The 14,404-nt window shown below is 70.7% G+C and carries 14 protein-coding genes; 4 read left to right on the top strand and 10 right to left on the bottom strand.

Going from position 1 to position 14,404, the window contains the following annotated elements:
- Positions 1-1,044 (bottom strand): polyprenyl synthetase family protein, encoded by a 1,044-nt coding sequence (locus ACGFWE_RS27735; RefSeq protein ID WP_393602474.1) that lies wholly within the window; start codon positions 1,042-1,044, stop codon positions 1-3.
- A 374-nt stretch (positions 1,045-1,418) separates the two neighbouring features.
- Between ACGFWE_RS27735 and ACGFWE_RS27730 the strand changes: the two genes are divergently transcribed.
- Positions 1,419-2,147 (top strand): GAF and ANTAR domain-containing protein, encoded by a 729-nt coding sequence (locus ACGFWE_RS27730; protein WP_393602472.1) that lies wholly within the window; start codon positions 1,419-1,421, stop codon positions 2,145-2,147.
- 23 nt (positions 2,148-2,170) lie between these two features.
- Here the strand turns inward: ACGFWE_RS27730 and ACGFWE_RS27725 are convergent, their stop codons facing one another.
- The 7 genes from ACGFWE_RS27725 to ACGFWE_RS27695 all read right to left on the bottom strand — a co-directional run bounded on the left by ACGFWE_RS27725 (position 2,171) and on the right by ACGFWE_RS27695 (position 9,295).
- Entirely contained in the window at positions 2,171-2,662 is a 492-nt protein-coding gene (locus ACGFWE_RS27725; RefSeq protein ID WP_352387524.1) for a hypothetical protein, read from the bottom strand.
- On the bottom strand, positions 2,659-5,148 hold the full coding sequence (locus tag ACGFWE_RS27720) for a molybdopterin oxidoreductase family protein (protein WP_393602470.1): 2,490 nt from the start codon (positions 5,146-5,148) through the stop codon (positions 2,659-2,661). The genes ACGFWE_RS27725 and ACGFWE_RS27720 overlap by 4 nt, the downstream gene beginning before the upstream one ends.
- A gap of 194 nt (positions 5,149-5,342) precedes the next feature.
- The gene (locus ACGFWE_RS27715; protein ID WP_393602468.1) at positions 5,343-5,972 is read right to left on the bottom strand and encodes a hypothetical protein; all 630 of its coding nucleotides are present in this window, start codon (positions 5,970-5,972) and stop codon (positions 5,343-5,345) included.
- Positions 5,969-6,682, bottom strand: a complete 714-nt coding sequence (locus tag ACGFWE_RS27710; RefSeq protein WP_352387519.1) for a hypothetical protein — start codon at positions 6,680-6,682, stop codon at positions 5,969-5,971. The genes ACGFWE_RS27715 and ACGFWE_RS27710 overlap by 4 nt, the downstream gene beginning before the upstream one ends.
- A complete protein-coding gene (locus ACGFWE_RS27705; RefSeq protein ID WP_352387517.1) occupies positions 6,679-7,965 on the bottom strand; it encodes a WXG100 family type VII secretion target in 1,287 nt (428 codons plus the stop codon). The genes ACGFWE_RS27710 and ACGFWE_RS27705 overlap by 4 nt, the downstream gene beginning before the upstream one ends.
- A 3-nt stretch (positions 7,966-7,968) precedes the next feature.
- Positions 7,969-8,292, bottom strand: coding sequence for a hypothetical protein (locus ACGFWE_RS27700; protein WP_352387515.1), 324 nt, complete (start codon positions 8,290-8,292; stop codon positions 7,969-7,971).
- A gap of 517 nt (positions 8,293-8,809) precedes the next feature.
- Positions 8,810-9,295 carry an NUDIX hydrolase gene (locus tag ACGFWE_RS27695; RefSeq protein WP_352387513.1) on the bottom strand — a complete coding sequence of 162 codons (486 nt, stop codon included), beginning with the start codon at positions 9,293-9,295 and terminating at the stop codon, positions 8,810-8,812.
- Between the two features lie 76 nt (positions 9,296-9,371).
- Between ACGFWE_RS27695 and ACGFWE_RS27690 the strand changes: the two genes are divergently transcribed.
- A complete protein-coding gene (locus ACGFWE_RS27690) occupies positions 9,372-9,941 on the top strand; it encodes a TetR/AcrR family transcriptional regulator (protein ID WP_352387511.1) in 570 nt (189 codons plus the stop codon).
- A 56-nt stretch (positions 9,942-9,997) separates the two neighbouring features.
- On the opposite strand, the gene ACGFWE_RS27685 is transcribed toward ACGFWE_RS27690, so the two are convergent.
- Both ACGFWE_RS27685 and ACGFWE_RS27680 read right to left on the bottom strand, forming a co-directional pair.
- The gene (locus ACGFWE_RS27685) at positions 9,998-10,807 is read right to left on the bottom strand and encodes a hypothetical protein (RefSeq protein ID WP_393602465.1); all 810 of its coding nucleotides are present in this window, start codon (positions 10,805-10,807) and stop codon (positions 9,998-10,000) included.
- 113 nt (positions 10,808-10,920) lie between these two features.
- Positions 10,921-12,219, bottom strand: coding sequence for an alpha/beta hydrolase (locus tag ACGFWE_RS27680; RefSeq protein WP_393602463.1), 1,299 nt, complete (start codon positions 12,217-12,219; stop codon positions 10,921-10,923).
- A 163-nt stretch (positions 12,220-12,382) separates the two neighbouring features.
- On the opposite strand from ACGFWE_RS27680, the gene ACGFWE_RS27675 reads away from it, so the two are divergent.
- Together ACGFWE_RS27675 and araB are read left to right on the top strand one after the other, a co-directional pair.
- Complete coding sequence (locus ACGFWE_RS27675; protein ID WP_352387507.1) at positions 12,383-12,643, top strand: RICIN domain-containing protein; 261 nt, start codon at positions 12,383-12,385, stop codon at positions 12,641-12,643.
- Between the two features lie 93 nt (positions 12,644-12,736).
- Positions 12,737-14,398 carry a ribulokinase gene (gene araB / locus ACGFWE_RS27670; RefSeq protein WP_393602461.1) on the top strand — a complete coding sequence of 554 codons (1,662 nt, stop codon included), beginning with the start codon at positions 12,737-12,739 and terminating at the stop codon, positions 14,396-14,398.
- Positions 14,399-14,404 lie beyond the last annotated feature (6 nt).

Genomic DNA, 14,404 nt, shown 5'->3' with positions numbered 1-14,404 from the left:
TCAGGACTCCCGCCGGATCATCGACCAGGCGATCTCCTGCAACTGCCGGTAGGTGTCCGCCGTCGGCTGGGCGCACGCCAGCGCGCGCATCGCCGCCGCCAGCTGCCGGCGTGCCTCCTCCTCGGCCGCCTGCCGCCCGCCGGCCTGCTCCACCAGCTCCCGAGCCAGCTCCACCTCCTGCCCGTCCAGCGGGCGCGGCAGGCGGTACAGGGACCGCAGGTGCCGTGCGGCGGGGTCCGTACTCGCGAGAGCGGCCACCACGGGCAGCGACCTCTTGTGGGCCGCCAGATCGGCTCCGACCGGCTTGCCGCTGCGTGCCGTACGGCCCCAGATGCCCAGCAGGTCGTCCGCGCACTGGAACGCGGTGCCCAGCCGGCGGCCGAACTCCCGCAGCCCGCGTACCCGAGAGCTGTGCGCACCGGCCAGCAGCCCGCCCAGCGCGCAGGCGCACCCCATCAGGGACCCGGTCTTGCCCTCCGCCATGGCCAGGTACTGCGCCACCGACACCTCCGACGCTTCCTCGAACTCCACGTCGAGGCTCTGTCCCCGGACGAGGTCCGCCAGCGTGCCGACGAGTTCCTGGACCGCCACCGCCGCGTGCTCCGAGGGGGCGTCGGCGACCGTCCGGACCGCCGCGACCAGCAGGGCGTCTCCGGTCAGTACCGCCGCGGGGGTGCCGAACACCGACCACGCGGCCGGGCGGTGCCGGCGCAGGGCGTCGCCGTCGATGACGTCGTCGTGCAGAAGCGTGAAATCGTGCACCAGCTCCACGGCCACCGCGCCCGGCAGCGCGCTGTCCGCAGTACCGCCCACCGCCACCGCGGACAGCAGGGTCAGGGCGGGCCTGACCGTCTTCCCCCCACCGGAGACCGACTCCAGCGGAGTGCCGTCCGCCTCCCACCAGCCGCGGTGGTATCCGGCCACCCTGTTCTCGCTCGCGGGCAGGGTGGCCACGGCCGCCCGCAGCGCCGGTACCAGCAGGTCGTCAACCCAGCCCAGACGCGGAAACACGGTAGCGGGGGCCGGGTCGGTGAGCTGCGACATGCACTACTCCTTTTGACTGCGTGAACGGTGGTCCCTCGTCAGTCAAGCGGTGCCGACCGGCATGAAGACGGCGTGGCACAGCCGCGCGACGCAATGATCACCGGGGCGGGTGAGCCCTCATACGGTGCACTCAGCCGACAGTCTGAGGACCGCCGACGCCCTGCGTCCGCGGTCCTGCGAGCGAGGAGTGCGCGGGAAAGAGGAGTGCGCGGGAAAAGGGAGGACAGTGGGAGGAGCAGGCCGTCACTCAGGTCTTTGGCCGGAGCGCGTCGGCCACCTCGCTGGAGGTATCCCTTCGGGCTGGATCCCCGTGGTCTTTGGCGGTCCCCACCACGCCGGCCGGCGGATCTCACGCCCGGAAGGACACAGCGATCATGACCGATCAACCGTATGCACTGCCGGACGTGACGTCTCTCCTGGTGAGCACCGACTCCCTCGAACAGTTCCTCCGGGCTCTCGCGGAGAGTGCGCTGGCCATGGCGCCCATGGCCCAGGGGGTCGGGATCACCCTGGAGCGGCAGCGGCGGCCCCTGACCGTGGCCAGCGTGGGTACGAGCGCTCCCGAACTGGACGAGGCCCAGTACGGGCAGGACGACGGGCCCTGTCTCCAGGCGCTGCGCACGGGCGAGGAAGTCGTCGTCGCGGACATGCTGGGCGAGGAGCGCTGGGGCCCCTATCCGGCCTACGCGGCCGCCTGCGGTACGCGTTCGTCGGCCTCCCTGCCGATCGCCGCCCACACGCACACCGCCGGCGCCCTCAACCTGTACTCGCCGAAGGTCTCCGGGTTCACCGACGCCGACCTCGCCGGCCTGCGCGCGCTCGCCGCCCAGGCCACCGGGGCCCTCGCACTCGCGCAACGCATCGCCGACGCGCAGGAGTACGCCGCCGACCTCCAGACGGCGATGGAGTCGCGCAGTGTCATCGACCAGGCGATCGGCTTGATCATGGGGCAGCAGCGGTGCGTGGCCGACGAGGCGTTCAACCTGCTGCGCGCCGCCTCACAGCGCCGCAACGTCAAACTCCGGGACGTGTGCGCGGAGTTGATCAGGGACATCGGCGGGAGCCCGCCGTCGCCGGGGCGAGCCCTGCGGCCCCGGCCCTGACGGGTCCGCCGTCCCTCACCGGGTCACAGGCTGGACAGCACCTGGGGCGAGAGGATCTTGATCATGGTGTTGGTCCAGCGCATCTGCCGCAGGGTCTGCGGATGGCACGCGGACGACAGGTCCAGGAGGCCGTCGTCCCGGGTGGCCTGTGCGGCCTGGGCGAGCATCTCCCAGTACAGGGAGTTCTGCGCGGCGGCCAGATGGAGGTCCCGCAGGTCGCGCAGGAGGAGCAGACCGGGCTCCGGCCGGTGACCGAGTGACTCGGCCGCCTTCTCCCGGACCGCCGACAGCAGGCCCGGCGAGTGGTCCTTCGACAGGTCGCCGAGGCGCAGGCCGCGGTCCCGGCCGGTGTCGGCCAGGCGTTGGGCGTGTTCGCGGGACCAGTGGGCGAGGTCGGCGGCGACGTAGTGGATTTCGTGTTCGGTGCGGTGGCGTTCGGCCACCGTCGTCAGCTCCTCGGCCAGGTGCCGCTCGCCGTGGTGGAGCGCGCGCAGGGTGAGGTCGATGCCGGTCATGCGGTGCCCTCCTCGTCGCGGTCCCGGGAGGATGCGACCGACTGGGTGGCCAGGGCGCTGGGGCCGCCGGTCGTGGCGGGTACGGTGCCGGCGCGCGCGGGGGCGGACGCGGTGGTGGTCGGCGCCGGGGCGGTGTGGCCGTCGGCGGGTGCCACCCGGCGCAGCGCGGCCGCGGCGGTCTTGAACAGGGGCTGCTTGGAGACGGGGTCCCAGTCCGTGACGGTGGTCTCGTTCGCTGCGCGGGCGGGTGTGTCGCCGTCCGGGGCGTGCCCCGCCCTGGTGTCCCAGTAGCCGTAGTGGAAGGGGACGAACAGCAGACCGGGGCGGATGTCGGTGAGGCGCAGTCGTCCTCGTACGGCGCCCCGCGGCGTCGTCACCTCGACCAGGTCCCCTTCGTCCAGTCCGAGCCCGGCCGCGTCGGAGGCGGACGCCTCCACCCACACGTCGGGGGCCGCCGCGTTCAGTTGCGGGGCACGTCCGGTCTTCGTGCGGGTGTGGAAGTGGTAGAGGGTGCGGCCCGTGGTCAGCTGGAAGGGGTAGGCGTCGTCGGGCGTCTCATGGGGCGGCAGATACCCGGCCGCCTTGATCATGGCCTTGCCGTCGGGGTTGAGGGAGCGGTACTCGACGACCTCCTGGGAGGCGCCGGTGACGAGGTCCTTGCCGTAGCTCTCGCAGACGTCCGGGTGGGCCCAGGTGATGCCGTCGGTGTAGAGGCGTTCCGTGCCGTCGGGGGCGTCGTCGTTGCACGGCCACTGGATGCCGGTGCCGCCGCGCAGCCGGTCGTAGCTGAGGCCGGTGTAGTCGCAGGGCCGGCCGGCGCTGCAGCGTTTCCACGCCTCGAAGGCGGACTCGGGGTCGTGCCAGGTGATCAGGGGGCCGCCGTCCTTGTCCCGGAAGTCCATGCGGGCCGCGTAGTCGAGGAAGATGTCCAGGTCCGGCCTGGCCTCGCCGGGCGGTTCGACGGCCTTGTCGGACAGGTGGACCGTGCGGTCGGCGTTGGTGAACGTCCCCGTCTTCTCGCCCCAGGTGGCGGCGGGCAGGACGACGTCGGCGAGCTGCGCGGTCTCGGTGAGGAAGAGATCCTGGACGACGACGAGGAGACGCTCCTGCTCCAGGATCGAGCGGATGCGGGACAGCTCCGGCAGGGAGACCGCGGGGTTGGTGCCGCTGATCCACAGCATGCGGAGGGAGCCCTGCTCGGCGTAGCGGAACATCTGCATGGCGTGCGTGGGCGGGGCGTAGTGCGGGATCGTCCCGGGATCGACGTTCCACACCTTCGCCAGGTCGGCGACGTGGCTGTCGTTCTGCCAGTTGCGGAATCCGGGCAGGTCGCCGTCGGCTCCGCACTCGCGGGTGTTCTGGGCGGTGGGCTGGCCGTTCATCTGCAGCACGCCGGCGCCCGGTCGGCCGAGCATGCCGCGGATCAGGTGCAGGTTGTCGACCTGTACGGCGGCGGCGGTGGCCTGGTGCGACTGGTAGACCCCTTGCAGCACCGTGGACAGCAGCCGGTCGGCGGTGCCGAGGATCTCCGCGGCCTCGCCGATCCGGGCGGCCGGCACGTCACAGACACCGGCCGCCCACGCGGGGGTGCACTTCTTCACCCGGGAGGCGAGTTCGTCGAAGCCGACGGTGTGGGCGGCGATGTAGTCGTGGTCGACGCGGTCGGTACGGATGATCTCGTGGAGGAGCGCGTTGAGCAGGGCCACGTTGGTGCCGAGCCGCGGAGCCAGGTGTATGGCCGCTCTGCGCGCCACCTGCGTGGGGCGCGGGTCGACGCACACCAGGCGGGGCGGATCGTCGCCCTCCAGCCGGTCGAGGACGCGCATCCACTGCACCGGCTGCGTCTCGGCGATGTTGTGTCCGAACAGCGCGATCACGTCGGCGTGGTCGATGTCGTCGTAGCTGCCGGGCTGTCCGTCGCAGCCGAAGGACTCCTTCAGCGCCTCGGCGGCGGTGGCCGTGCACAGGCGGGTGTTGCCGTCCAGGTGGTTGGTGCCGATCCCGGCCTTCGCCAGCACCGCGAGCGTGTAGTACTCCTCCAGGAACAGCTGCCCGCTGGTGTAGAAGCCGATCGATCCCGGGCCGCGCTCGTCCAGCAACTCCCGGGAGCGAGCGACGATCCGCTGCATCGCGGTGTCCCAGTCACACGGCACGAGCCGGCCGTCCCGCCGGATCAGCGGCGTCGTCAGCCGGTCCGCCGAGGCGTTCGCCTGCCAGCCGAAGAGGTCCTTGGGGCCCAGCCGGCCATGGTTGACCCGGTCCCGCGCCCGGCCGCGGACGCCCACCATCCGCCCGCCCATCACCGCGATGTCCATCGCGTCCCCGTCGGAGTGCAGGATCGACGCGGCCTGCACCCACCGCTGCACCATGCCCTGGTCGACGCCCTCCTCCAGGAAGGCGTCCACGCGATCGGGCCACGGCTCGTGCCGGCCGTACGGAGTCCGGCTTCCCCACGGCCGGGCGATCCGGTCCACCGAAGCATCCATGTCCGCCTCCCTGACGAACCCCCCGACGCTCCCCGCCGCCTGACGCGTCCACGCGTCTCACCGGTACCCCTCGCCGCGGTCGCGTAACGCCGAACTGCGCCGTCGGGGGGGCTGCGGACCCTCACGGGATCCTGTACGGCGAACGGGCCCGCAGGGGAACCCCGCAGACCCGTCCGCTCCGTCCGGTCAGCGCACTACCTGAGACGAGCGGGACGCCTGATGCCTGCGCGCCCCGCCTTCTCGATCCGCTCCGGTCCGGCGTTGTCGCGGTCCTCGTCCCTCGCGGCCCAGTCCCTGGGCTGCAGGAAGAGCATCTCGCCGGTGCCCGGCACGATGATCGCGCCGCCGAAGGGCTCGTCACCGGCGAACCAGACGCCGTCCGTGATGCCGGCAGGCCACCGACCACGGCCCAGGGCGTCCCTCGCACGCAGCGTGAAGGGGGTGCCGCTCTGATCTCCGAGGCGCAGGAAGAGGGTGTGGGTCGACTCCATGCCGATCTTCTCGACCGGGGCGCGGAATTCCAGCGGGTAGGTCTTGAACACTCGTGAGCACTTCCGGGCCAGGTCCATGCGACCGGCGAAGAGGAACAGCGTCCACAGGAGGCCGAGCATGCCGATGATGGCCACCGGCAGCAGATACCCGATCCGGGTCACGAAGATCTGGCCCCACAGCAGCAGGAACACCGGGAAGAACTTGAGGAATTTCTTCAGCGTGACGCCGTAGTGGTAGCGCACCGCGCCCCGGAAGTCCGTTCCGTCGGTCGGGTACGGCGCGGGCGGGGTGTCCGAGACCAGATGATCTCTCCGTCGATCTCGCTCCGTCATCCGAACGGGCTCCTTTCCTCTGCCCCTGAGCCGGAATCCGGGAACGGCCCGGGCGCGTTGTCCACTTCGGCCGGGTCCGGTGCCGCCGGGTCTTCGAACGTCACCGTACGCGCGACGCCGAGCAGCACGCCGCGGTAGTCGTCGGCGAGCTCCACCGACGCGGTGACCAGCTGCACGGTGATGATCGACGAGGTGCGAGGAACCGGGATCGCCACCGTGCCCTGCCAGACGGTCCCCTCCGCGGGGCCTTCCTGCCCCTCGGGGGGAGCTGTCGGCGCGACCGTGGTCCGTTCCGTCTCCCACAGGTATCCGGTGCCTGCGGGCAGCTCCACGGGCACGATGCCGTTGTCCGGCCCCGTCCCGCCGTCCCCCAGCATCTGGAGGAGCACGGCTTCGGGGTGCGCTCCCGAAGTCGGGACGGTGGAGACGGTGAGGACGGACAGCGTGGGCTCGCCGCGCTCGTCCGGGTGCATGCCGAGAGCGCACCCCATCACGGCCTGGCTCCGCAGCATCGTCAGGACGACGGAGTAGAGCCGGAACACCTGGTCGGCGCGGTCCCGGACGGCATCGGGCAGTGCGTCGAGCTGCCGGGCCACCTCCTGGATGCCCTCGGGTGACGGCTGGAGGTCCAGCCGGAGGTATCCGTAGGGCAGCCCGTACCAGAATTCCGGCTTGGGCTCGGCCTCCACCGTGTCGAGGAATCCGTTCACAGCCGAATGCCTCCGATCAGTTCACCGATGTCCTCCGCGATGGCCAGCGCGCCGCTCTTGAAGCCGGTCGAGGCGGCCGCACCCTTCGTGATCTCGGACGCGTCGTGTCCGGGGCCGTTCTTCGGGAACACACCCAAGGTTTCCAGGGACGACGCCATGTTCGCCGCCACGTTGACGCCGTTGATGCCGTACTGGAGCGCTCCGGTCGCGGGGTCGGTCGCCACGTCGAGAGCCTTGAAGTTGAACGCGGGCACGATCTCCCTGCCGAATGCCCCCAGCTTCGAGCCGACCGACAGGGCCTCGCCGCCCTCTCGTGCGACCGCCGCCGCGAGACCCGCCTCGCTGCCGGCCCTGGCGAGGGCGCCGACTCCGGGCACCATGCCGAGGGTGTCACCGACCATGGAGCCCCACGCGAACGCGCCCTCCTTCCAGCCGTACTCGCCCATCAGCGAGTCTCTGAAGTCCTCGCTGGCGAGGTTCTTGGCCATGGACACCGCGCTCGCCGCGACCGCGATACCCGCGAAGACCGGCGCCAGCGGGGTGGGGAGCAGGGCCAGCAGCCCGGCGATGGCGCCGATCGTTCCGGCGTGCTCCACGAGGAACTCGCCGACCGCCTTGAGGCCCTCGCCGATGGCGCTGAGGGTCTTGCTGAACCACCCCGGTTCCTTGGGGGCCAGCTTGTCGTCGGCCTCGTCGAGGGTGCGGGCGACGGCCTCGGCCGCGTCGGTGTGGGTGCCCTCCAACTCCTTCGCCTTCGCGATGACGTCGTTGTAGGCGGTGTTGGCGGTGTTGAGGTGGGTGGTGGCCTCGTTCAGTTCGCGCTCGGCGGTACGCAGGCGCTCCGTCGCGGCATCCGCCTCCGCCTGGCTGGGGTATTCCTTGCCGGCGAGCTTGAGGTCCGGGTTCCCCTTGGCCTGGTCGTAGCGGCTCCGGGCCTTGTCGGCGTCGGCCTTGTTCTCGCGCGCGGCATCGTCGTACTTCTTGGCCAGGTCGCGGTGGGAGGTGAGGTCGCCTTCCCATGTGCCGAGCGCCGCGGCGGCTTTCTCGAGCGACTGCCCGGCGTTCCTCATGGCGGTCTTGAGGTCGCCGTCCAGGGTGTCGCGGAACGCGCTCGCGGCGTCTCCCTGCCAGCTGGAACTCGCTCCGAGCAGATACTCGATCTGACGGTGGCAGTTGTTGAGGGTGTCGGCCGCGGACTTCACCTTGCGGTGGAGGGAGGTGACCTGCTCGGGTACGCCGGGGACCGGGTTCCAGCCGAGGCTCGGGTAGGGGTTGTCGGCCACCGGTTACTTCCCCCCGGTATTCGCGGCGTTGGTCTCTTCCATCTTCTTGAGGGCCTTCGAGAGGTTCTCCTCGAACTGCTTGTAGCTCAGCGCGGTCTTTTCCACGCCTTCGTCCACCGCTTTGATCATGTCCTTCAACTGGCCGGTTCCGTACTTCCACTTGTTCTGGAAGGTTTCACACGCCTCGTCCAGCCGCGGAGTTCCGATCTGCTCGGCGCCGACAGCGGAGAGCGCTTTGCGGGCTTCCTCCAGATCAATCACAGACTGCTTCAATACCCGGCCAAAAGAGTCCAATTGGCCGAGATCGACCTTGAATTCATCCGCCATGAGGCGACCCCCTTCTGAGACTGCGACAGACGTTCCACCAGCTGCCGACGCGGGCCCCAGACTAAAGTATGGGCAAAGAGGCGTTGCCGTCGTTCCCTCTGCGAACGAGCAACGCCCGGACGGTGAGCTTGAGTTGGCCGGACGGACCGGCCGAGCCCGGCTCCGAGGGAGAGAGCTCCACACCGGCGGAAAAACGCTGCGGTCACGGCGTCGGCGAGGGCAGGGTCGAGCGTCAGCGCCTGGCAGCGGACACGGACGGACTGGGCCGCGCCCAGGCGGTAGGCGGTTCCCCCGCGATCTCCGGCACCACGACACGACGACACGGCCCCCGTCCGTCCAGCCCCGCAGGTCGTCGACCGCGCCGAGGGCGGCCGGGATGACGGCCCTGTGCTCCGGATGAGCCGAGTCCGGGGCTGCCACAGAAGCCGGACGTGTCGGTGATGACAAGGGGCACGCGAAAAAAGCCGGTCTCACGCCGGACGGCTTCCCGGTGAGCGCCGGCCCCCCGGGTCGTGTCTCAGTCGCGTGTGAGTCGGGCCAGGTGAGCGTCCAGGGGGTGAACACCCGCGGGCAACGGTTCCCGGGGGCCCGGGTTCCACCAGCGGATCGCCATGATCTCCTCGTTGGCCTGGAAACCCCGGATCGTGGTGGTGCTGCCGGCGAACAGGGCCGCGTACTCGGCTCGACGGTCCGGCGCGAGGACGAAGCCCGCGTATCCGATGAACCGGAGCGGGCCGTCGGACACCTGACCGCTCTCCTCCGACAGCTCGCGTGCGGCCGCCTGACGAGGAGATTCCCCGTCCTCGATGCGCCCACCGGGCAGTTCCCAGTGCCGGCGGTACCGGTCGAGGACCAGGAGGACACGGTCGGCGTGCCAGAGGGCGACCAACGACGCGGGAAGCGGGGCGTCACCCGGTGGCGCTCCCTCTGTGCCGCGGACGAACGTGACCAGGGCGTTGCCGCGGTTGTCGACCACGAGCGGTGGATCCGTGAAGTCGGGCATCTCACCATGCTCCCCGGCCGACACCCCTGGAAACCGATCAGTTTTTATTCTGTCGGAATCGGGTTAATCTCGCAGTATGACCACCGAAGCGAAGCCGAGCCCCCGAGAGCGGTTGCTGAACGCGGCGGCCGCGCTGACCTACCGATCCGGTGTCAACATCGGCGTCGAGGCGCTGTGCAAGGCGGCGGGGGTGTCCAAGCGCTCCATGTACCAGCTGTTCGAGAGCAAGGACGAGCTGCTCGCCGCGAGTCTGGAGCAGCGTACTTCCGACTATGTGGCGACCCTCCTGCCCGCGGCGGACGACGACCGTTCGCCCCGGGAGCGGATCCTGCACGTCTTCGCACAGGTGGAGTCGCAGTCGGCCGCGCCCGAGTTCCACGGCTGTCCCTACCTGGCCGCACAGATCGAGCTCAAGGATCAGAACCATCCCGCGAGCCGGGTGGCCCACCGGGTCAAGGAGAACCTGACCGCCTACTTCCGCGGAGAGGCCGAACAGGGCGGGGCCGGCGATCCCGACCTGCTGGCCCGGCAGCTCAGCCTGGTCTTCGACGGTGCCAGCGCACGGGCGGGAATCGGAGCCGACAAGCTGCCGGGGCTCGTCGCCCCCACGGTGACCACCCTGCTCGACGCGGCGGGCGTCCGCTGACCTGGCCGAAGGACAACGGACGACGGCCGCCCCGCCGGAGGACCGCCGTACGACGGTCAGGCCGCCGCGGCGCCACGCCCGTCGCGCTGTGACGCGGCCAGGTAGGCCACGAAGCCCAGGATGGCGAGTGTCCACGCCAGCGTGACCGGCTCCAGGCCCAGCGCGAGGCCGCCGCGGGAGCGGTTCACCGCCATCCAGTCGGCGAGCGAGGCACCGAGGGGGCGGGTGATGACGTACGCGGCCCAGAAGGCGGTCACCGCGTTCAGGCCGCTGAAGCGGTGGGCCAGTGCGGGCACACAGATCGCGGCCGCGAAGAGGAGGACCGAACCCAGGTAGCCGAGGCCGGCGGTGGCGGTGAGGTCGCCCGCCGCGGTGCCGAGGGCGAACGTGGCGAGGACGGCCGCCCAGTAGAACGTCTCGCGGCGGCGGGTGCGGATGCTGTGGATGGACAGCGTGCGCTCGCTCGCGTACCAGAGGACGAAGACGGCGGCCAGGACGGCGAGGAACGCCGGAGCCGAGACCGCGTAGGGGACGCCGAGGCCGACGTGCAGGACGTCGGCCGCCATCGTGCCGAAGATGCTGACCATGACGACGGCGGTCCAGTAGACCCAGGCGATGTGACGACGGACGGCCAGCTGGAGGGCCAGGGCGGCGACCAGGGCGACGGCGCCGGCGGCGACCGCCGGGACCGGGCCGAGCACGCGGGCCAGGAGGTCGGACGCCGTCTCTCCCATGCCGGTGGTCAGCACCTTGATGACCCAGAAGCAGGCGGTCACTTCGGGCACCTTGTTCGCCATCGGGCGCAGGGCACGGCGGGACCGGTCGTCCGGGTCGTCCAGGTCGTCGAGGAGGTGCGATGTCGTCATGGCCCGCACGATGGCATGGTCAACCGCCCTCTTCCCAGACTGCTTTGCCATAGTTTTTGGGGTTCTGGTGGTTGAGTTTCCCCGCAGACGGCCGCAGATGGCCGGGGCAACCTTTACCTGCGCGTCCTGGTCGTCGGCGTGGGCTCCGGGCCGTCTGCGCGCAGGGGGTCGTGACCGGGCTTCGGTGGGTCGGCGACCACCGTGCCCTTCTTGTGGTGGCGGGGCACGACGTCCTGGGGGAACGTCAGTTGCTGGTTCATCCACTTCAGGGCGGGGGGCATCTCCTGGACCCAGGTGGGGAAGTTGTGGCTGCCGTGCTCGGGCTCGATCGACGCGACCCGCATGGGCGCCTTGACGGCCCTGATGAAGGCCTGCGTCTGCGGATAGCCGCGCTCGCCGTGCTTGCTCTCGGCCACCAGGACGGAGACCGCGGGGACGGGCAGGTGCTTGAGCCGCCACATCAGGTCGTGGCCGTTGATCCGCTCGGTGCGCTCCGGGCCGTTGCCGAAGAGGTTGCCGGTCGTCGGGTCGTCCTTGACCTTGTAGTCGGGCGACAGGGCGGCGGCCGTCGTGTACACCTGCGGATCGCGCATCGTCAGCTGCAGGGCGCAACTGCCGCCGGAGGAATAGCCCATGACCCCCCACGCGCTGGCGTCATGGCCGACCCGGTAGGCGGACTTCAGGGCGTCGGGGAGGTCCTTGGCCAGGAAGGTCTCGGTCTGCGGACCACCCGGCACGTCCACGCACTCGGTGTCGCGCGGCGGGGCGATCGTCGGCCGGATCATCACCATGATCGTCGGCTGCATCTGCCCGCTCTTCTGCAGTGCCCCGGCCGTCTGGGACACCCGCAGATACTGCGCGAGGTTGAAGATGCTGCCCGGGTAACCGCTGAGCGCGACGATCACCGGGAAGCGCTGGCGCTGGTACGCCTTCTGGAAGTACTGCGGCGGCAGGTAGACGAACGCCGGGTCGACCACGCCCGTACGGCGGCCGATGACCTTCACGGACTCCACCCGCCCGTTCACCGCGGCGGGGCCGGTGGGCAGTCCGCTGACCCGGCGCAGCTGCTCGTCGGTGGCGGGCTGCACCAGGGCGCCCTTCACGGCGACACCGTCCACCGTCCCCGCGCCGGCGGTGCCTCCGTAGTTCCCCGCCTGTGTGACCCCGACGGGGGCCGTCTCCACGTGGCCGAAGAGTTCGCCCCAGGATCCGAAGAACTGGTACGACGAGTTCAGCCAGCAGGCGAACGCGGCGACGATCACCACCTGGGTCGTACCGAGGGCCACCAGGCGTCCTAGCACCTGCAGCAGCCCCTGCCGGGCGAACCGTGGCCACCACCAGACCAGCAGTGCCACACACACGGCGGCGAGTGCCGCCATCACATACACGGTCGTCTCGCTGGTCAGACCCATACCGGTTGATCCCCGATTTCCTACCTGTGCGGTTTCCTTCACACAGAAGGAGGGGTGGGGAATCCTCCGCGTTCCCCAATTAGTGCAAAAGGGGTGGTGATGCCGCCCACTCGGCCGTGTCCCCGGCCTGCCGTCCCATAGTGCTCGCCCGCGGGACGAGCCGGTGCGAGTCGCGTCACCGCCGTCTCCGCGATCATCTTCTTGTCCGGCCGGCGCGGCCGTCGTCCAGAAGGCGTCGTCCACCGCGAGCTCCCAGCAGTGGACGCTCACGGACGCGGGAGGCGGCTACTACAAGCTCGTCAACAGCGGCAGCGGCCTGGTGGCGGACGTCGCCTCGGCCTCCACCGCCAATGGCGCGCTGATCGTGCAGTCGGCGGACAACGGCGCCGATGACGAACTGTGGCAGGTCGTGCGGATTAACTGACCCGTGGAGGGGTCCGGCCGAGGCCGGACCCCTTATCCTCTGCTCTAGATCCCGAACAGTGGTCGAGATATCGAACAAGAGAGGTGGGGCGCCATGCCCGAGGAACCCTGCGTCGTGGGTGTCGACTACGGCACCCTGTCCGGCCGTGCCGTCGTCGTCCGCGTCCGTGACGGCGAGGAGCTCGCGTCGGCGGAGCACGTCTACCCGCACGCGGTCCTGGACCGCGAGCTGCCGGACGGCACCCGGCTGCCCCCGGACTGGGCCCTTCAGGTGCCCTCGGACTATATCGACGTGCTGCGCACCGCGGTACCCGAGGCCCTCGCCCGCGCCGGTGTGGCGCCCGAGCAGGTCATCGGCATCGGCACCGACTTCACCGCCTGCACGGTCCTGCCGGCGCTCGCGGACGGCACGCCCCTGTGCGAGCTGCCCGAGTACACCACCCGCCCGCACGCCTACGTCAAGCTGTGGCGCCACCACGCGGCGCAGGGCCAGGCCGACCGGATCAACGCACTGGCCGCCGAGACGAAGGAGCCGTGGCTCCACCGCTACGGCGGGAAGATCTCCTCGGAGTGGGAGTTCGCCAAGGCGCTGCAGGTCCTGGAGGAGGACCCGGAGATCTACCGCCGCACGGAGCGGTGGGTGGAGGCGGCGGACTGGATCGTGTGGCAGCTGTGCGGCACGTACGTCCGCAACGCCTGCACCGCCGGTTACAAGGGCCAGTACCAGGACGGGGGCTATCCGTCGCCCGCGCATCTGGGGACCCTGCACCCGGACTTCGCCGGTTTCGTGACCGACAAGCTGGACCAGCCGATCGGGCAACTCGGCGATCGGGCCGGGACGTTGACCGCTGAGGCCGCCGCCTGGACGGGGCTGCCCGAGGGCATCACGGTCTGCGTCGGCAACGTCGACGCGCATGTCACCGCCCCCGCGGCAGCGGCCGTGGAGCCGGGCCAGATGGTCGCCATCATGGGTACCTCCACCTGCCATGTGATGAGCTCCGACCAGCTCGGCACCGTACCCGGCATGTGCGGGGTCGTCGACGGCGGCATCCTGCCGGGCCTGTGGGGCTACGAGGCCGGGCAGAGCGGCGTCGGCGACATCTTCGCCTGGTTCGTCCGCACCGGATTCCCCGCCGAGTATGCCGAGAAGGCCGCGGCGGCCGGGCAGTCCGCGCACGAGTACCTGACCGAGCTGGCCGCCCGGCAGAAGGTCGGCGAGCACGGACTCGTGGCTCTGGACTGGCACAGCGGCAACCGCTCGGTGCTGGTCGACCACGACCTCAGCGGCCTGCTGGTCGGCCAGACGCTGTCCACCCGCCCCGAGGACATCTACCGCGCCCTGCTGGAGGCCACCGCCTTCGGCACCCGCATCATCATCGAGGCGTTCGAGGCCGCCGGCGTGCCGGTGGCGGAACTGATCATCGCAGGCGGCCTGACGAAGAACGCGCTGCTGATGCAGATCTACGCCGACGTCACGCGTCGCCCGCTGGGCGTCATCGGCTCCACCCAGGGCCCGGCCCTCGGTGCGGCGATGCACGCCGCGGTGGCGGCCGGGGCATACCCCGACATCCAGGCCGCCGCCCGGTCCATGGGCAAGGCCGACCGCGGCGTCTACCAGCCGGACCCCGAGCGCGCCGCGGCCTATGACCGTCTCTACGCCGAATACCAGGTGCTGCACGACTACTTCGGCCGCGGCACCAACGACGTCATGCGCCGCCTGCGCCGCCTGCGTACCGAAGTCTCCACCTCCTCCTGAAAGGAA

The organism is Streptomyces sp. NPDC048523 (assembly GCF_043199815.1).
Classification (GTDB): domain Bacteria; phylum Actinomycetota; class Actinomycetes; order Streptomycetales; family Streptomycetaceae; genus Streptomyces.
This window is presented reverse-complemented; position numbering and strand designations above follow the sequence as displayed.